Below are 17,641 nucleotides of genomic sequence, written 5' to 3'. Positions count from 1 at the left end.
CATATACTGATTATGATTTTAAACCCCCTTCAAATTGGAATAATAATGATTAATTGCCTTCACGGGTGCCTAAGTCAAGGCATGCTTCTGATATTGCTAGTTACACAGTACCTAAGAAAGCCCCAACTGAATTAGAGGTTTTGCAAATAGCATCTTCTAGAGTAATACCAATTACAGTAATTAAATGCTCAACTCAGAGCTATGTATGTGCTCAACGTGCAATCGAAATTGATGAAGACATAGTTGTTACCAACATACAAAGCTGTCGTTATTACATTGCTAAGTCAAGACAATTTTGAGAAGTATTCTTTATAAACTAAAGTGAGCACATACAAGCTACCGAAGGGCAAGGCTAAAGGGTTCCATTACTGCGTTACAAGCTCTTGAATTATCCCGACAAAAGCACTAAGTGCGTTGAACGCCAGCTTTGTATGGCGGCCGTAGGGAATATAGTACTTCGAGCTTGTGCCTTGCACTGAAACCCTTTAGCTCTTGCTGAGTGAGAAATTAATTACTGTAATTGGTATAAATGATTTTTCATCTAAAGGTGCACCTCAAGACACATCTCAACGTTTAATAAATTTCTTTATAAACAAAAATGAAGAGGCGGAAGTGAGAGTAACAAAGCAACTGAGAGAGGAGTTACGCACGCTTAAAAAGTTTAGTAAAGTTGTTCCAGCAAGTGACAAGGAGCCATTCCTTCATGCTTACAGCGATGTTCGAGACTCAGCCAAAGAGTTATTACAAATCATTGAGGATTTAATCAAACATGCAAAAGACGGTGTTACTCCAAGCTCTGGCAATTAACACCTTTCTTTAACGGCTACCTTTTCAATTATCCTAAAAACACCAGTTGAACGCTGAGTATAAGAGTAACTGTTTAAGCAATACGATGATTTTATCATCATGGCTTTCACCCAATGAGTGAAGTACTCTACGCTCACAAGCTTGCTAAAATGACTGCTATCTGCGTTGTAACTTTTGCAAGTAGAATAACTATTTGCTGCAAGCTACGCCTAACTATCAGCCATTTTTTCTACGCTTGAGAACGCAGCCAACTGATGTTTCTAGAATTATGCAACCTGCATAAACTGGTTGAAACGCTGTTCATACAAATCACACATTCCATGCATTGCTTTTTCTTCATAAGCCCTTAACCCACTTAGCACTAAAGTTTTCTCACCAGAGCCTACAATTTTATCACCATTACACAGTTCGAATAATAGGGTGACATCACCACGCTTACCATCCACTTTTAACTCACTTTTGACAAGTTGCAGCTCAATACTAGAAAACTCAAAGTGATTGAGATGAAATGACATACTTTCGTATATCACTAATGGACGTGCAGGGTTGATCATAACCTGATGTTCTTTCATCAAAGGAACAAGTACTTGAGTGAAGTTATGCCCCGAGAATGCAACGTAACTCCTAATAAATGCCTCAATTTGAGCCTGATCATGCTCTACATTTCCTTCTCGCTTCACATTTAAGTAAGGTTTATCTTTGTTATCTGAAATCGAAAAGTCTTCATCAGAAGTATTTGGAAATTGAAGCTCAACACTATCGCCGACCATACCGGAAAAGCTAAACTTCATTTGTTGGCTCAGTCCATACTCATTTAATACTAATGCAAATAATAGGTCGCCGGGAACACAAAACCTTTTTGCTGCAACATCATGGATAGGGTTAAAGTCTTTGGCGATTTTTTTGGCAAAATCACTGGCCTGCTCTCCTGATACACAAATTGATTGTTGGTTTTTTGAAAAGTACGGAGATAAAAACATAAAGCCTCTAAATAGATCTATAAAGCGTAGACTCGCAATGATTTACTTTCATCGGAAGTTGAGCGTTAAAACGGATATATACCCTTAATCAATAAAAATATTTACTTCCCTCACCTTCATTGATTAATCGCATAAGTAATTAATGCGCACAGCTTACACGATAAGACCTAAATAACTCACCCGATGACCAACTTATCTGACCAGATACGCCATTCTCACAAGATGAAATTAAAAACATATAAATCAAAAGGTTAAAATGTCACAAAACAAAGCACACATTAAAAAAGTAAAAAAAATTGCTCTAGATCAATAAATAACAATGATAATGGTTTGCATTAACCAACTCAATTGACTAAAATCTGCGCCAAATTGTATATCACTTATATTATCAACGAACCGATAACACGGGAAGAAACGATGAAAAAGACTCTACTCGCTACAGCAATGCTTGGATTTTTTGCAAGCCAAGGCGCTTTCGCTGCTGATGATACCGCTGAACTTCGCAAGATCATTAAAGAACAGCAAAAAGTATTGAAGCAACTTGAAAAACGTCTTGAAGCAACTGAAAAGCGTGTTGAAAAAACAGCTGATGCCGTAGAAGACAAAGCAGAAAGCACAAGTGCGACAACAATTGGTGGCTATGGTGAACTTCACTATAACAACATAGACGGAAAAGATAATAAAATCGATTTCCACCGTTTTGTACTTTTCGTTGGTCATGAATTTAACGAAACAACTCGCTTTTTCTCTGAATTAGAAGTAGAACACTCTCTTTCAGGTGATGGTAAACCAGGTGAAGTTGAACTAGAACAAGCTTATATTGAGCATGATTTCAGTGATACTTATACTGGTAAAGCAGGTTTATTCTTAGTACCTGTTGGCATAATCAATGAAACTCATGAACCAGAAACGTTTTATGGTGTTGAGCGTAACCCAGTTGAGAAAAACATTATCCCAGCTACTTGGTGGGAAGCAGGTGCTGCATTAAATATTAAAGCCGCTCCAGGCCTTGCATTTGATGTTGCTGTTACTTCTGGTTTAGAAGTTGATGATAGCTTTAAAATCCGTAGTGGTCGCCAAAAAGTGGCAAAAGCAAAAGCAAACGATTTAGCTTATACCGGTCGTGTTAAATACACTGGTGTTAATGGCTTAGAATTAGCTGCAACACTACAACATCAAACAGATATTACTCAAGGTAACGCAGCTACTGATGCCGCTTCAGCAACGTTATTCAGCGCGCATGCTATCTACAGCATCGAAGATTTTACTGTAAAAGCACTATATGCACAGTGGAATGTTGATGGTAAAGAAGCTGAAGCTTTGGGTCGTGATGAGCAGATGGGTTATTATATAGAGCCTGCATACCGCATTGACGAAAACTTTGGTGTTTTCGCTCGCTACAATGTTTATAACAACGAAGCTGGCAGCGATGCTGAAGACGTTAAACAGTACAACTATGGTGTTAACTACTGGTTAAACGAGCACGTTGTATTCAAAGCTGATTACGAAAAGCAAGGCGGTCGCAACGACTCTAAAGGCTTTAACTTAGGTGTTGGTTACTCTTTCTAATAATCAGTAGCCCTTAACATTTATGTTAACCTTCAAAGTGCTGCAGTCTATCTGCGGCACTTTTTGTTTCTATTAGGTATTCCTGAAGCTAGGTTAAATATTCATGAAAAAAATCCAGTTGCTTATTTTTTGTTTTTCGCTGTCATTATGTATTTCTCCTCTGTCTTTGGCTAAAGAATACTTGTCTTCAAAGGACTTCATCAGCCAATCGTTTAATGGCGAACCAAGCCAACGAAAAGTCTACTGGTTAGAAGATGATACTAAGAAAACAATCGAATCTATCTTAGGGCATAGATTTAAAAAGTTACGCTTAAGGTATTGGCAACATAAGCAACAAACGGTTTGGATCTTAAATGAAATCGGCAAAGAGTCTCCGATTACCATTGGCATTCATATTCGTGATAATAAAATCGTCAGAACAAAAGTACTGGTTTATCGTGAAAGCCGCGGTGATGAAGTTCGACATGATTTTTTTACTAACCAATTTGTTAATGCTGAATTAACTGATGAACTCAAATTATCTAAGCATATTGATGGTATTTCAGGTGCGACCCTTTCTGTTAATGCACTGACAAAAGTATCCAGAATTGCCTTAATGCTGCATAAAGAGGTTTTATCAGAATAAGGTTTCTTATCAATTTGATTGATATAATCTGAAATCTCATCAACAATATTGGCGTTTTCTGATTGTATGGATAGCTCATGAGCCACAAACAACATCGTGTTGGTAAAAAGCGCAATAAAAAATTGAATAGAAAGCTCATGCGTGGCCTCAAATCCTTGCACCATAAACTTGGTCTTGTCTGTGCGACTTTTATTATTATCATTAGTGTTACTGGCCTAGCCATTAATCACACAAAAGAATTTGATCTTGCACAAACCCCTGTCACTCAAGAATGGCTACTGGATATTTACAAAATAAAAGCACCTAATCAATTACTTACACACTCTATCCAGAAACAAACCGTTACCATTGCAGACAATCTGGTTTGGCTAAATGACCATTTTATTTTAGAAGCAGATTCTCGTTTAACAATGGCTGCTATAACTCATGACTATATTGTTGTGGCAAATAAAAATCAGCTTTATGTATTGAACAAAATCGGTGAACTGCAAGAAACTCAAGACCTAAGTACAGGCTTACCAACACCCGTTGATGCAATGGCCATTGATGAAAACAATACCCTTTGGATACGAAGCAACGAAACTCACTATCAAAGTGATGCAGACATGATCGACTGGTATCTAGGACAGCCTAAAGCGCCTTTAGCTTGGATCAACTTAACAGAATCAACAAAGCCTGAACTTGTGTTGCAAGCTAGAAGTATCCACCTCAATTGGCAAAAAGTGATATTAGATCTACATAGCGGTCAATTACTCGGTGTTTTTGGTAAATTTCTCTGGGACTTAGTGGCTTTTTGTTTAATATTTTTAGCCGTTTCAGGAATGACGCTTTACCTTAGAAACTCCAAAAGTAAAAAATGATCTAACTTATAGATTTTCATATAGAATTCTTAATTTTTATATCAAAATAAACAGCCAGTCATAAAATGTAACTAAAACGTGATCTTAGTTATGTTTTTTATCAATAACTAATCAATTAAAACAAAAATTTCACTTCTAATTGACCAAAGTCAATTCCATATTTTTCACTCTGTTTAATCTTACCGCAACAGCACAAGAGATGGCCTGTTATAGAAAAGGCTGCAGTTGTGCAACATCGACAACATGTAATGCGAATTTCGGAGCATATAATGGATAAGAACAACACGGTAGAAAAAACTGAAGTGAATACTGATCGTCGTAACTTTTTAGGCGGTTCTGTAGGCGTTGGCATTGTAGGTGCTGGTTTAGCCGCGGGTTTAGTATCAACTTCAGCGTCTGCATCAAACCATAAAAAACACGATCGTATGGCTAACTACACTGCAGACCAATTAGAGCGTGTGACTCAAACATTAGTTGCTCCTCCTATGGTGCCTAAGCATGATCAAGTTGCTAAAGGTAAGCCAAAAGTCATCGAAGTCACTCTTACTGTCGAAGAAAAACAAGTAGAGTTAGAAAATGGTGTTAAAGCTTGGGTTAGCGCATTTAACGGCAGTGTTCCAGGTCCTCTTATCGTTTGTCATCAGCATGACTACATTGAACTGACATTAATTAACCCAAAAGCTAACGCCTTAGCACACAACATTGATTTACACGCATCAACAGGTGCATTAGGTGGTGGTGAGCTAACTCTAGTCGCACCAGGTGAGCAAGTTACATTCCGCTTTAAAGCGACTAAAGTAGGTACTTTTGTGTATCACTGTGCACCGGGCGGTATCATGATCCCTTGGCACGTTGCAATGGGTATGGCTGGTGCGATTATGGTACTCCCACGTGATGGTTTAAAAGACGGAAATGGTCACCCAATCACTTATGACAAAGCTTATTACATCGGAGAGCAAGACTTCTACGTACCAACCGACAAAAATGGTAACTATAAGACTTATGACACTGTAACTGGCAGCATGGCTGATACCTTGGAAGTCATGAAGACCCTTACTCCATCGCACATCGTGTTCAATGGTAAAGTTGGTGCCATAACGGGCAAAAACTCTATGACGGCCAAAGTCGGTGAGACTGTTATGTTTATTCACTCGCAGCCAAACCGTGATACACGTCCGCATCTTATTGGTGGCCACGGTGACTATGTATGGCCAACGGGGTCATTTAATGATGCACCTCAAACAGATCTAGAGACTTGGGGTATCCCTGGAGGCTGTACAGGTGCCGCGGTATATACTTTCCTTCAGCCTGGTTTGTATGCGTACGTTAATCACAACTTGATTGAAGCCATCATGAAAGGTGCTGCGGCTCATGTGAAAGTCGATGGTGAATGGGATGACAACCTAATGGTTCAACTTAAAAAACCAGCTCCAATCGTTTAAGTCGTCATCATTAACCTAGAAAAATCAGTTGGTGGCGCTCTTAAACGCAGAGAAAATTTTCGATAGCAAGGCGTGACTTGAAGTTAGTAGTGGTTACCGACATACAAAACTGTCGTTACTTCGTTTCTACTTATAAAAGTTACAACACAGCAAGCGGTAATTTTAACCAGTTTACGAACATCAAGCATTCACTCAATGGATGAATACACTTTATGACTTTTATGGTTGAACTTGAGTTATTTATCTTACTTCTATGCGTCCAACTGATTTTTCTAGGATTAACATAGGGAGTGCAATTGCACTCCCTGTTTGATCAATGGAGTATTATACCAATTACAGTAATTAAATGCTCAACTCAGAGCTATGTATGCGCACAAAGTACAAACGAAATTGGTGAAAACATAGTTATCTACGTTGAGATAATTTTGTGAAGTATTCTTTATAAACCAAAGTGTGCCCATACAAGCTCCCGAAGGGCAAGGCTAAAGGTTTCCATTACTGCATTGCACGTTCTTGAATTATCCCGACAAAAGCACGAAGTGCGTTGAACGCCAGCTTTGTATGGCGGCCGTTAGGGTATATAGAACTTCGAACATGCGCCTTGTACTGAAAGCCTTTATCTCTTGCTGAGTGAGAGATTAATTACTGTAATTGGTATTACCCAAAAGAGAGGCCTGCTATGAAACTTGCATCTACTTTGCCCTATCAATGGTCATTTTGTTTACTGATCTTTTTTGTTTCTTTCGTCCCAACCACATACGCTGCAACTACTAAACTCGATTATCAGCTTCAAGGTGCGGTGTACTCTTGGTACGGTCAATTGGATATTACTCCACAAAAAAAAGGTAAGAACGGTGCTCACCATATACTTTCTATTACCCCACTAAGGATGAAAAATGGGTTAACAGAAGTCGAAGTTGAGCTCGAGTATCTTCCTCAAAAGATTGGCAGTGATGAAATTGTCGGTCACTACCAAATTCAAAAAATTCTGATAAATCCCGTTAACGCACAAGTAAAAAATACTGAAGTCGTATTAGACGAAGTGGATGATTTTACATCGCGATATCGCAGTTCAAGTGATACAAATTTGATCCGTGCATTCGTATACCGTTGGAGTCAACTATTAGACAACGCCAGTACAAGTAAACAAGTTAATCCTAAACAATGGCAAAAACAATTTTCGAGCAAGTCTACTTTCAATCCAGAAGAATCTGGCTTGAAATCTATCCCTAACTATTTAGCGTATTTGTCGACTTTACAGATGAAAAATAGTCGCCATGAAATTAAAAACCTCAACATCAGAGCACAATCTAACTCGCTCCAAGATAATAGCACTCGTTATAGTGTTGAATTTGAATATCAATGGAAAGGCATCAATTCATATGATGAGAATGAGCTCGCTCAAGTTGGAATTAACATTGAGTTAGAGATCAAAAACGGGCAAATCATCATCCATCGATATAAAGCGAATTACCTTCCACCAGTTACCGATTTAGGCGCAGAGATCCGCTGCTAGGAGTTATGCTATGAACATTTTAAAACCAGTATTCAAAGTCGTACTATCGGCATCAATATGCTTTTCATTGGTGGTCGCATTATTTACCAGCACAGCTTCATTTAGCCATGCTCAGATGCCAATACTTAAAGGAATTGGCGGAGACTTCACCTTAAAAAGCAGTAAAGGTGGCGATGTAAGTTTGTCAGATTTCAAGGGCAAAGTGGTACTCATGTTTTTTGGTTACACCAATTGCGCAGATATTTGCCCAACAACTATGGCCCACATCAGCCAAATGATGCGCAAACTGACTCCTGAACAAAAAGCACAAGTTCAAGTATTGTTTGTCAGTATTGATAGCGAGTATGATACACCTAAGCATTTGAATAAATACTTAAGTTATTTTGATCCTAGCTTTATCGGTTTGGTCGATGATACCGAAAAAACCGAACATGTAGCCAAACTTTACAGTGCCGAATATGCAAAATTGGCTGATGTTAAAGTCACCACAGAGTTTAAAAAACTGAGTGTTGAAGAAAAGAATGCTCCAAAGCGCAAAGGTTATTTGTATTCACATACGGCAAAAATCTTTGTTATTGATGGCAAGAGTCGTGTTCGTGGCTTCTTCTACACAGGAACACCATTAGCAGAAATGCGCGAACAAATAATTGAGCTTTTGTAGATACAGTATTTTTAATTTTTGGTTTAACCAAAAAACATCAGTTGAACGCTGAGTATACGAGTAACTGCTTGAGCAATAGGATGATTTTATCATCATGGCTTTTACCCAATGAGTGAAGTGCTCTACGCTCACAAGCTTGCTAAAATGACTGCTATCTGCTTTGTAACTTTTGCAAGTAGAATAACTACTTGCTACAAGCTACGCCTTACCAGCAGCCATTTTTTCTAAGCTTGAGAACGCAGTCAACAGATGTTTCTAGGTTTAAGAATTGTAGGAGATTCCAATGCGAATGATTTCAACCATTTTTGTTGCGCTTGTTTCAGTTTTCAGCAGCAGTACCTTTGCAACAGACGTTAAAATTGATGATGCTTGGATCCGCGCTATGCCACCAACCTCAAGGGTTGTACCGATTTACTTAACAATGGAAAATACTGGTTCAAAAACAGTCTCCTTGACTGCAATTAGCAGTCCTAGAGGTTATGTAGAAATTCATCAAACCTTGATGAAAGACGGCATGATGCGCATGCAACAGGTCGACAAAGTCGACATTTCCGCTGGAGGAAAGAGCAAATTAGAACCAGCTGGATTTCACGGCATGCTAATGAATTTTACCGATGGTGTACCAGCAAAAGGTGAGTCTGTACCTTTAACTCTCACCTTAAGCAATGGCGATAAAGTTAGCATTACCGCAACAGTAAAAATGAGCGCCGATACGGAAGATCATAGTCATCATCATTAAGATCTTGAGTTACTTTCTGAATATAAAAAGCGGTAACCGTTAAAAATAAAAAGCCAGTCAATTGACTGGCTTTTTATTTTTCTCAGGTTTTTATTATTACCTTTATGAATTGCTGATTATTCCAGCCCTTTTAACCTAAATAAACTGGTTGAATGCACAATTTAATACCAATTACAGTAATTAACTTCTCACTCAGCAAGAGCTAAAGGATTTCAGTACAAGGCGCAAGCTTGAAGTACTATATTCCCTCCGGCCGCCATACAAAACTGGCGTTCAACGCACTTGGTGCTTTTGTCGGGATAATTCAAAAACTTGTAACCTAGTAATGGAATCCTTTAGCCTTGCCCTTCGGGAGCTTGTATGTGTCCAAATTACTACGCAAAACTGTCTCAACGTAGCAATGTAATAACGACAGTTTTGTATGTCAGTAATACTATGTCTTCATCAATTTCACTTGTACTGTGAACACATACATAGCTCTGAGCTGGGAATTTAATTACTGTAATTGGTATAACTTTAATTTATTGAAGTTAAATACAAAATTAAAAAAACCGAATTCACTCATCAGGTGAGTGCTGAACATTCATATACTTGCCAAAATCACCGCTAGCTGCGTTTTAAATTTTACAAAGCTAACTAACAGTAATCACATAGCTCGTTTTAGCCTCATTGTGGCTAGTAAATAATCTATCAATATGGCTGTATTTGTACTGCGATGTACCCAATCAAATTGATTACGGCGGCGTGTTAATACCTCTTTTTGCTCTTTTTTAAATTGTGTCAGTACACTTAAAATTTGTTGTTGATCTTCAGCGGGAACTTTAGCTATATCAGCGTATAATTTTTTTAGTGCCTTAAATTTATCGACACCTCCTGTTCTTGTTCTTAACACATCCATTCTTTGATATATAGCCTGCAACACAAAGCTGTCTGCGGTTAAAAACAAGCTTGCTGGTTCTGGCATTACATACAAAAATTGCTCAGGTTTTCCTCTTGCAAACGAATCATAACAAGGTAAAGGGATTCGGTGGTTTCGACTTATTTTGACATTACCGTTTGTCACCATTTCAACAATCCTCGAAGCCGTTGTCCTGCAGCTATTGCTATTGGTCAGTGTCTTAGCTTCTTCAATAATTTCTTGCTCCTCAAAACCCAAACTAGATTGAGCATTGCAAGATTCTATGGGATGAAAAGTTTTGTATTGATAGCTTTGTTCTGAGCCGTTTAAATAATAACAACCTGCTTCTTTCTTATATTTGAACTCAGGCATGAATTCAACAAGACGCTGATACATTTCCTTAGATATTGTGTGAGCTGAATATCTGAACGAACCATTCAATAACAAACCTTCTCGTTTCATTGAGGCTGGATTCTCACTCAAGTACATTTTAAAAAAGCGAGTAAACTTAGATGTCTCATTAATGGGAGGGCATGTTTTTCCAAATCGAGCGAGCTGGTAGTTTTGATCATCAGAATACACCCCTGCCACTAAGAATGAATGCTTTTCTAATTGCATAACAGCGATATAGTATTCACTTTGAAAATTAATTTCGAGTTTGTCCCCATCTGCAGGATAACTTTCACTCCCCAATATGCAGATTCCGTTTTCCGAGGCGCTGTTAACGGGTAAATATGTTGCCATAGTTCCTCTATTTTTATTGACTCTTTTCTGACTCTAATGCTTGTTTGCATTTGGTTCGATTTAAAAACTCAATACTGTCAGCATATATTCAACAAGCAGGTAGAAGTGAAAACCGCCTTCTCGTTTCAATATACTCTGTTTCAATTATTCCTTTGCAATCAAAGTCATTAAAATTTAATCTGTGAAAATATAAAAATAAGATGGAAACATTTATGACCGTCAACACATTTAAACCCTTACTCAGTATTCTATTAATTTCCCCTTTAGTCTTCAGTACCGTCGCGTTTTCAGCCGAAAAGAGTACTAAGCCTGTCATTGCGGTCACTGACCCTATCCTATCAAGTACCAAACACACAGTTGAGATTAATGGGCAAAAAATTAAATACGAGGCCACCGCTGGCGGTACCCTGTTAAAAAATGACAAACAGCAAGCCGTGGCCAATATATTCTCCACCACTTACTTGCGTTTGAACGTTAACAATAAAACCCCAAGGCCAGTTACTTTTGTTTTCAACGGCGGCCCAGGATCGGCATCGATATGGTTACACCTTGGCTTATATGGACCTAAACGCATTATTCTTCCTGCTCATGCGAAAGATGATGGTGCTGCGCCTTATCAACTTGTAGATAATCAATATTCGTTACTGGATACTACCGACTTAGTATTTATCGATCCTGTCGGCACTGGCACCAGCCATGTTGTCGGAGAGGGAGAAAATAAAGACTTTTTGGGTGTAAAACAGGATGCTAAATCCATCGCACAGTTTATAAAGCTGTGGCTAACAAAACATAACCGTTGGAACTCTCCAAAATACTTAGCTGGCGAAAGTTATGGCACCACCCGCGCAGCTGCCGTTACTCATGAGCTTCAAAGTGGTTGGACTGATGTCTCATTAAATGGGGTTATGCTGATTTCATCGATCTTGGATTTCAGTCACGCTCGTTACCAGCCCGGCAATAACCAACCCTACATTGCGTTTTTACCTACAATGGCCGCCACTTCGTATTACCATGACAAAGTATCTCAAGAAGATAAAAAGCTGGGCTTAGAATCGTTTATTGAAGCTTCACGCCAATTTGCACTTGGTGATTACGCCAGCGCACTCATCCAAGGAAATCGTCTCCAAGCCAACAAGAAACAACAAGTATTAGCTGAGCTATCTCGTTTCACAGGTCTAGAGCAAAATTACCTTGAGCAAGTGAACTTACGCGTCAGCGCAAGTCGTTATGAAAAACAATTATTAAGAAAACAGTTCAAAACGGTAGGACGTTTAGACAGTCGATTTATCGGTAAAGATTACGACTCTGGCGGTGAACGATTTGATAATGATCCTTCAGGTTATGGCATTGATGGTGCCTATACCGCAGCCATCAACCATTATCTAATTAACGATCTAAAAGTAAAACTCGATCGTCCATTTAATGTGTTATCCATTGATGTAAATCGTAGTTGGGATTGGCACATCAGTGGTAAACAAATGCATTATATTAATGTTGCGCCCTATTTAAGCAAAGCACAGCGTGAAAACAAAGACTTTAAAATTTTCGTTGGTAATGGGTATTATGATTTTGCGACCCCTTTTTTCGCCACCGAGAATACCATCGCTGATAATGGCTTTGATCCAAAGCGGGTCGAGATGAAGTATTACCCCGCTGGACACATGATGTATATCGAGCCTGAGTCGTTAAAGCAACTTGCTCAAGACTTGCAATCCTTTTATCGCTAATATACTGCTGTAATTAATTAGGGGCTGTTTATCTTTCGTGATTATTTTTGCAGCGATAAATTGGTCGTTTTATACAAGACAGAGCTTGTGCGGTTTGGTATTCCAAATAAGCAAGCGATAACGCAGTAGAAATGACCAATTTACGCTGTCTTAGATGCTTTTGAGCGTTCACTGTTCTGTGTTGTAACCCGTTTACTTAAATGACTAAGCTTCACTGCTTACGCCTTGAACCTAAAAACATCAGTTGAACGCTGAGTATATGAGTAACTGTTTGAACAATAGGATGATTTTATTATCATGTTTTTCACCCAATGAGTGAAATGCTCTACGCTCACAAGCTTGCTAAAATGGCTGCTATCTACGTTGTAACTTTTGCAAGTAGAATAACTACTTGCTGCAAGCTACGTCTTAATATCAGCCATTTTTTCTACGCTTGAGAACGCAGTCAACTGATGTTTCTAGGTTGAACAGATAAACGCTAAAATAGCACAAAATTTAATCCTGAAAGATAAACAGCCCCTAGTATCATAAAGCCCAGTCAACATACTGGGCTTTATACTTTTGAAGGAAACATTATGTCATTAAGTGTTTGGTTTGGCCTACTCGCTATTTGTTGTTTAGGCGCAATGTCACCAGGGCCATCTTTAGCTATGGTCATTCGTCATACAGTTGGTGGTAGTCGTTTGCACGGTATTGTCTGTGCTTGGACACATTCTATTGGTATTGGTTTTTATGCGCTAATTACTTTATTTGGCCTTGCAATTATTTTTAAACAATCACCATTATTGTTTAATAGCATTTCATTAATGGGTGCTGGCTACCTAGCATGGATGGGTGTTAAAGCTCTCGGTTCCAACGGTGGTATGGAACAAAAATTAGCAAAAGGTGACTCCGCCAGTTTATGGCAAGCGGCACGCGATGGCTTAGCCATATCACTATTTAATCCTAAAATTTTATTATTTTTTCTGGCCTTATTCAGCCAATTTGTCCGTGATGCTAGCGATCACGTTAGCCAAATCATCATTGTAGTGACACCTTTACTCACTGACGGTATTTGGTACACCATCATCGCACTCATCCTTTCTCATCCAGCAGTACTGCCAAAGTTGCGAGAAAAATCGATTTGGATAGACAAACTTTCAGGCATAGTACTTTTATTGCTCGCCGCCCGTGTTCTATTTACTTTGGAGTTATAAATCCTGATGACAAGCTCATGGCTATCCTTTATCGAAACAGAAACTAATAAACCTTACTATCAAACATTGCAGCATTTTATTACGTCTGAACGAAATGCAGGGAAAGTGATTTACCCAAATGAAGAAGATGTATTCAGCGCATTTGAGTTAACCCCATTAAACAAAGTCAAGGTTGTCGTCATCGGGCAGGATCCCTATCACGGCCCAAATCAAGCACATGGATTAAGCTTCTCAGTAAACAAAGGCGTGAAGATTCCACCTTCATTGGCAAATATATATAAAGAATTAGCCACGGATATTGAAGGGTTTGAAAAACCTCAACACGGTGATTTAAGAGCATGGGCAGAGCAAGGCGTTTTAATGCTTAATACTGTACTTACCGTTGAACAAGGCAAAGCCCATTCTCATGCAAAAAAAGGTTGGGAGCAATTCACCGATAAGGCATTAGAATTGTTGAATCAGCAACCACAGCAAATTATCTTTTTATTGTGGGGAAGTCATGCGATTAAGAAATCAGAAAAAATTACCAACCCTGCACATAAAATTTTGCAAGGCCCTCATCCGTCACCGTTATCGGCTTATCGAGGATTTTTCGGCTGTAGGCATTTTTCATCGACCAATCAATTACTCGAAAAAAATGCTCAACAGCCGATCAAATGGCAATTATAGCAACTAGGAATGTATTTTAGCTTGAGCGTTTAACCGCAATCTTAGCTAGAGAAAGTAGCGCAAGTTTATAATCGCTCTCAGGTAAAACATTCAGAGCTAATATGGCTTTATCTGACTCTTCTTCTGCGCGCTTTTGAGTGTACTCCAATGCTCCAGTACGCTTAAAGGCCTTTATCACTTGATCGATGACTTGCGTTCCATCGGCTTTTTCGATCACACTACGGATCAGCTTTTGTTCGTCTGGATTTCCATGAGCTAAAGCGTAGATCAGTGGTAGCGTTGGTTTGCCTTCAGCTAAATCGTCGCCAATGTTTTTGCCTAGCTCCTCACTGTCGGCGGTATAATCCAAAAGATCGTCAGTGATCTGAAACGCTGTACCTAGATATTTACCGTACTCACCCAGTGCTTTTTCTGTCGATTCATCAACGTCGGCTAACACTCCGCCTAACTGAGTTGCCGCTTCAAATAATCTTGCGGTCTTACAGTAAATGACGCGCATATAGTTTTCTTCACTGGTATCAGGCTCATTGAGGTTCATCAATTGCATCACCTCGCCTTCAGCAAGTACATTTGTGGTATCAGCCAGTATCCTCAGTACTTTTAAGCTATTGAGCTCTGTCATCATTTGAAATGAGCGAGTATATAAGAAATCACCCACTAAAACAGATGCGCTATTACCAAACATAGCATTGGCTGTTTGACGACCACGGCGCATCATTGACTCATCAACGACATCATCATGAAGTAATGACGCGGTATGAATAAATTCTACGATCGCAGCAAGTTTTAAATGATCGTTTCCCGAATAGTCGACCGCTTTTGCCGCTAAAATTGACAATAAAGGCCTTAAACGCTTACCGCCACTATTGACGATGTAAAATCCGAGTTGACTGATTAGTGCAACATCTGACTCTAACTGCTTATAAATTAGCTGATCCACTGCTTTCATATCAGTATCAGCCAGCGCTCGAATGGCGTTTAAATCCATAGTAGACTCTAGTTTATGGGAGTAACGCAATTGAGCCACTCCAATGTAAATCATATAGTAAGTAAATTAACTGGATTTTACCTAAATTTACGCCATAAGACAGCTTTTACCTCGCTTTTGCATAAACTCATCAGATGTTTATTAATCTTTGCCATTAAAGGCTTGTCAACTTTATATTCTTCACGTAAAATCCGCGACCATTGTCATTAAAAATTTTTGTAGTCCATTGACGCATACCGTGCGCAGTGCACTAACGATCTCGGAGTAAAATAGCTATGTACGCTGTTTTTCAAAGTGGCGGCAAGCAACACAGAGTTGCTAAAGGCCACGTAGTACGTTTAGAAAAATTAGAAGTCGCTACAGGCGAAACCATTGAATTTGACCAAGTACTTTTGGTTGCTGACGGTGAAAATGTTCATGTAGGTTCACCATTAGTTGCTGGTGGCAAAGTTGTTGCTGAAGTTGTTAACCACGGTCGCGGTGAAAAAGTTCGCATCGTTAAGTTCCAACGTCGTAAGCACCATGACAAGACTATGGGTCACCGTCAATGGTTCACTGAAGTTAAAATAACTGCTATTACAGCATAAATTAGGAGTCTAACTCATGGCACATAAAAAAGCTGGCGGTTCTACTCGTAACGGCCGCGATTCAGAAAGCAAACGTCTTGGTGTTAAGCGTTTTGGTGGTGAATCAGTTTTAGCTGGTAACATCATCGTTCGTCAACGTGGCACTAAATTCCACGCTGGTGTAAACGTAGGTATTGGTCGTGACCATACTTTGTTTGCATTGACTGACGGCAAAGTAAAATTTGAAGTTAAAGGTTCTAAGAACCGTAAATTTATTAGCATCGAAGCTTAATTTAAACTTCAACTGCTACATAAATTAGCCCTGCCTTTGGCGGGGCTTTTGTTTTTCTGAGCTTTAGATGCATTTTAAGAAAGAGTATAATCGCGATATTCAAGCGATTCAGGAGTTAATATGAAATTTATCGATGAAGCAACCATCCGGGTTGAAGCCGGTGATGGTGGCAGTGGTTGTGTCAGCTTCAGACGTGAAAAGTACGTTCCCGATGGCGGCCCTGACGGTGGTGACGGTGGCGACGGCGGTAATGTCTATTTACTCGCTGATGAGAATATGAATACCTTAGTTGAATTTCGTTTTGAACGGTTTCACATGGCTGAACGTGGCGAAAACGGTCGTGGTCGTGATTGTACTGGACGCGGTGGTAAGGATTTAATCCTTAATGTTCCTGTTGGTACTCGAGCGATAGACGATGAAACCGGAGAATCTCTAGGCGACTTAACGGAGCATGGGCAAAAGTTACTTGTAGCAAAAGGTGGATTCCATGGCCTTGGTAATACTCGCTTTAAAAGCAGTACGAACCGTGCCCCTCGACAAAAAAGCTTGGGCACTCCCGGGGAAGTACGCAGTTTAAGGCTTGAACTTTTATTGCTTGCTGATGTTGGCCTATTAGGTTTACCTAATGCGGGTAAATCAACGTTTATTCGTTCAGTATCACGTGCTACGCCAAAAGTTGCAGACTATCCATTTACAACGCTCGTGCCTAACTTAGGTGTGGTAAATCCACGCCCAGGACAAAGCTTTGTGATAGCCGATATTCCAGGACTTATTGAAGGTGCTGCCGATGGTGCCGGTTTAGGTGTTCGATTTTTAAAGCATTTAGAGCGTTGCCGTATACTTTTGCACGTCATTGATATTGACCCGATCGACGAAAGTGATCCCGTTGAAGCAGCAACATCTATTATTGAAGAACTCGAAAAGTATTCGCCCAAGTTGGCAGCTAAACCGCGCTGGCTTGTGATCAACAAGACCGATCTTGTCCTTGAAGAAGAGTTAGAAGAGCGCATCCAACGGGTGGTTGACGCGCTAAATTGGAACGGTCAAATCCATAAGATCTCTGCTTATAACCGTGATGGTACTCAAGATCTAAGCATTCAATTACTTGACTTCATTCAAAGCTTGCCGGATGAAGAGGAAGAAAAAGATCCTGATGCTGAAGTTGAATTTAAGTGGGATAATTATCATGAAGCCACGAATGCAGAGCTGAATGATGACTACGATGACGATTTTGACGATGATTTCGATGATGATGACTACGATGTAGAAGTCGTTTACGAGCGTTAGTAAAAACAGTATTCATGAGAGCCTACTTTTGGCTCTCTTTTTTATCAATACTATTTCAGTAACATGCTAGGGGCT

Annotated in this window: 17 protein-coding genes; 14 read left to right on the top strand and 3 right to left on the bottom strand. The window is 39.4% G+C overall.

Going from position 1 to position 17,641, the window contains the following annotated elements; all coding sequences use genetic code 11:
- The first annotated feature begins 612 nt into the window (after nucleotides 1–612).
- Entirely contained in the window at nucleotides 613–807 is a 195-nt protein-coding gene (locus E2I05_RS03320; RefSeq protein ID WP_133309467.1) for a hypothetical protein, read from the top strand.
- Nucleotides 808–1,073: 266 nt separating this feature from the next.
- Here E2I05_RS03320 and E2I05_RS03315 read toward each other — a convergent pair whose 3' ends face one another.
- Nucleotides 1,074–1,787, bottom strand: coding sequence for a DUF3581 domain-containing protein (locus tag E2I05_RS03315; RefSeq protein ID WP_121852577.1), 714 nt, complete (start codon nucleotides 1,785–1,787; stop codon nucleotides 1,074–1,076).
- A gap of 417 nt (nucleotides 1,788–2,204) precedes the next feature.
- Here E2I05_RS03315 and E2I05_RS03310 point away from each other — a divergent pair, with 417 nt between their 5' ends.
- From E2I05_RS03310 to E2I05_RS03280, 7 genes are all read left to right on the top strand, one after another.
- Nucleotides 2,205–3,356 (top strand): porin, encoded by a 1,152-nt coding sequence (locus E2I05_RS03310; RefSeq protein WP_121852576.1) that lies wholly within the window; start codon nucleotides 2,205–2,207, stop codon nucleotides 3,354–3,356.
- A gap of 103 nt (nucleotides 3,357–3,459) precedes the next feature.
- Entirely contained in the window at nucleotides 3,460–3,981 is a 522-nt protein-coding gene (locus E2I05_RS03305) for an FMN-binding protein (protein WP_121852575.1), read from the top strand.
- A 77-nt stretch (nucleotides 3,982–4,058) separates the two neighbouring features.
- Nucleotides 4,059–4,841: a PepSY domain-containing protein gene (locus E2I05_RS03300; protein ID WP_121852574.1), complete on the top strand. Its 783-nt coding sequence runs from the start codon at nucleotides 4,059–4,061 to the stop codon at nucleotides 4,839–4,841.
- A gap of 269 nt (nucleotides 4,842–5,110) precedes the next feature.
- Nucleotides 5,111–6,283 carry a copper-containing nitrite reductase gene (gene nirK, locus E2I05_RS03295; RefSeq protein WP_121852573.1) on the top strand — a complete coding sequence of 391 codons (1,173 nt, stop codon included), beginning with the start codon at nucleotides 5,111–5,113 and terminating at the stop codon, nucleotides 6,281–6,283.
- A 679-nt stretch (nucleotides 6,284–6,962) separates the two neighbouring features.
- Entirely contained in the window at nucleotides 6,963–7,799 is an 837-nt protein-coding gene (locus tag E2I05_RS03290; protein ID WP_121852572.1) for a hypothetical protein, read from the top strand.
- 10 nt (nucleotides 7,800–7,809) lie between these two features.
- Nucleotides 7,810–8,460: an SCO family protein gene (locus tag E2I05_RS03285; RefSeq protein WP_121852571.1), complete on the top strand. Its 651-nt coding sequence runs from the start codon at nucleotides 7,810–7,812 to the stop codon at nucleotides 8,458–8,460.
- Nucleotides 8,461–8,743: 283 nt separating this feature from the next.
- Nucleotides 8,744–9,199, top strand: coding sequence for a copper chaperone PCu(A)C (locus E2I05_RS03280; protein ID WP_121852570.1), 456 nt, complete (start codon nucleotides 8,744–8,746; stop codon nucleotides 9,197–9,199).
- 646 nt (nucleotides 9,200–9,845) lie between these two features.
- Here the strand turns inward: E2I05_RS03280 and E2I05_RS03275 are convergent.
- Complete coding sequence (locus E2I05_RS03275) at nucleotides 9,846–10,841, bottom strand: hypothetical protein (protein ID WP_121852569.1); 996 nt, start codon at nucleotides 10,839–10,841, stop codon at nucleotides 9,846–9,848.
- Nucleotides 10,842–11,053: 212 nt separating this feature from the next.
- Between E2I05_RS03275 and E2I05_RS03270 the strand changes: the two genes are divergently transcribed.
- From E2I05_RS03270 to ung, 3 genes are all read left to right on the top strand, one after another.
- Complete coding sequence (locus tag E2I05_RS03270) at nucleotides 11,054–12,568, top strand: S10 family peptidase (protein ID WP_243641041.1); 1,515 nt, start codon at nucleotides 11,054–11,056, stop codon at nucleotides 12,566–12,568.
- Nucleotides 12,569–13,143: 575 nt separating this feature from the next.
- Nucleotides 13,144–13,764: a LysE family translocator gene (locus E2I05_RS03265; RefSeq protein WP_121852567.1), complete on the top strand. Its 621-nt coding sequence runs from the start codon at nucleotides 13,144–13,146 to the stop codon at nucleotides 13,762–13,764.
- A gap of 3 nt (nucleotides 13,765–13,767) precedes the next feature.
- Nucleotides 13,768–14,433: a uracil-DNA glycosylase gene (gene ung, locus E2I05_RS03260; protein WP_376707889.1), complete on the top strand. Its 666-nt coding sequence runs from the start codon at nucleotides 13,768–13,770 to the stop codon at nucleotides 14,431–14,433.
- A gap of 16 nt (nucleotides 14,434–14,449) precedes the next feature.
- On the opposite strand, the gene ispB is transcribed toward ung, so the two are convergent.
- Complete coding sequence (gene ispB / locus E2I05_RS03255; RefSeq protein WP_121852586.1) at nucleotides 14,450–15,421, bottom strand: octaprenyl diphosphate synthase; 972 nt, start codon at nucleotides 15,419–15,421, stop codon at nucleotides 14,450–14,452.
- 275 nt (nucleotides 15,422–15,696) lie between these two features.
- Here ispB and rplU point away from each other — a divergent pair, with 275 nt between their 5' ends.
- From rplU to cgtA, 3 genes are all read left to right on the top strand, one after another.
- Nucleotides 15,697–16,008: a 50S ribosomal protein L21 gene (gene rplU, locus E2I05_RS03250; protein ID WP_121852565.1), complete on the top strand. Its 312-nt coding sequence runs from the start codon at nucleotides 15,697–15,699 to the stop codon at nucleotides 16,006–16,008.
- Nucleotides 16,009–16,024: 16 nt separating this feature from the next.
- Nucleotides 16,025–16,279 (top strand): 50S ribosomal protein L27, encoded by a 255-nt coding sequence (rpmA, locus tag E2I05_RS03245; RefSeq protein ID WP_121852564.1) that lies wholly within the window; start codon nucleotides 16,025–16,027, stop codon nucleotides 16,277–16,279.
- Nucleotides 16,280–16,399: 120 nt separating this feature from the next.
- Nucleotides 16,400–17,566 carry an Obg family GTPase CgtA gene (cgtA, locus tag E2I05_RS03240; RefSeq protein ID WP_121852563.1) on the top strand — a complete coding sequence of 389 codons (1,167 nt, stop codon included), beginning with the start codon at nucleotides 16,400–16,402 and terminating at the stop codon, nucleotides 17,564–17,566.
- Nucleotides 17,567–17,641 lie beyond the last annotated feature (75 nt).

This window comes from Parashewanella spongiae (assembly GCF_004358345.1).
GTDB lineage: Bacteria > Pseudomonadota > Gammaproteobacteria > Enterobacterales > Shewanellaceae > Parashewanella > Parashewanella spongiae.
The sequence above is the reverse complement of the archived record's forward strand: the minus strand, read 5'-3'. Positions and strand labels throughout refer to the sequence as shown.

Coding starts and splice junctions, on each gene's coding strand:
- nirK (WP_121852573.1), top strand. CDS start 5,111: ATGGATAAGAACAACACGGTAGAAAAAACTGAAGTGAATACTGATCGT.
- E2I05_RS03300 (WP_121852574.1), top strand. CDS start 4,059: ATGAGCCACAAACAACATCGTGTTGGTAAAAAGCGCAATAAAAAATTG.
- E2I05_RS03285 (WP_121852571.1), top strand. CDS start 7,810: ATGAACATTTTAAAACCAGTATTCAAAGTCGTACTATCGGCATCAATA.
- E2I05_RS03265 (WP_121852567.1), top strand. CDS start 13,144: ATGTCATTAAGTGTTTGGTTTGGCCTACTCGCTATTTGTTGTTTAGGC.
- E2I05_RS03310 (WP_121852576.1), top strand. CDS start 2,205: ATGAAAAAGACTCTACTCGCTACAGCAATGCTTGGATTTTTTGCAAGC.
- E2I05_RS03315 (WP_121852577.1), bottom strand. CDS start 1,787: ATGTTTTTATCTCCGTACTTTTCAAAAAACCAACAATCAATTTGTGTA.
- E2I05_RS03305 (WP_121852575.1), top strand. CDS start 3,460: ATGAAAAAAATCCAGTTGCTTATTTTTTGTTTTTCGCTGTCATTATGT.
- E2I05_RS03280 (WP_121852570.1), top strand. CDS start 8,744: ATGCGAATGATTTCAACCATTTTTGTTGCGCTTGTTTCAGTTTTCAGC.
- E2I05_RS03290 (WP_121852572.1), top strand. CDS start 6,963: ATGAAACTTGCATCTACTTTGCCCTATCAATGGTCATTTTGTTTACTG.
- E2I05_RS03270 (WP_243641041.1), top strand. CDS start 11,054: ATGACCGTCAACACATTTAAACCCTTACTCAGTATTCTATTAATTTCC.
- rpmA (WP_121852564.1), top strand. CDS start 16,025: ATGGCACATAAAAAAGCTGGCGGTTCTACTCGTAACGGCCGCGATTCA.
- cgtA (WP_121852563.1), top strand. CDS start 16,400: ATGAAATTTATCGATGAAGCAACCATCCGGGTTGAAGCCGGTGATGGT.
- ispB (WP_121852586.1), bottom strand. CDS start 15,421: ATGGATTTAAACGCCATTCGAGCGCTGGCTGATACTGATATGAAAGCA.
- rplU (WP_121852565.1), top strand. CDS start 15,697: ATGTACGCTGTTTTTCAAAGTGGCGGCAAGCAACACAGAGTTGCTAAA.
- E2I05_RS03275 (WP_121852569.1), bottom strand. CDS start 10,841: ATGGCAACATATTTACCCGTTAACAGCGCCTCGGAAAACGGAATCTGC.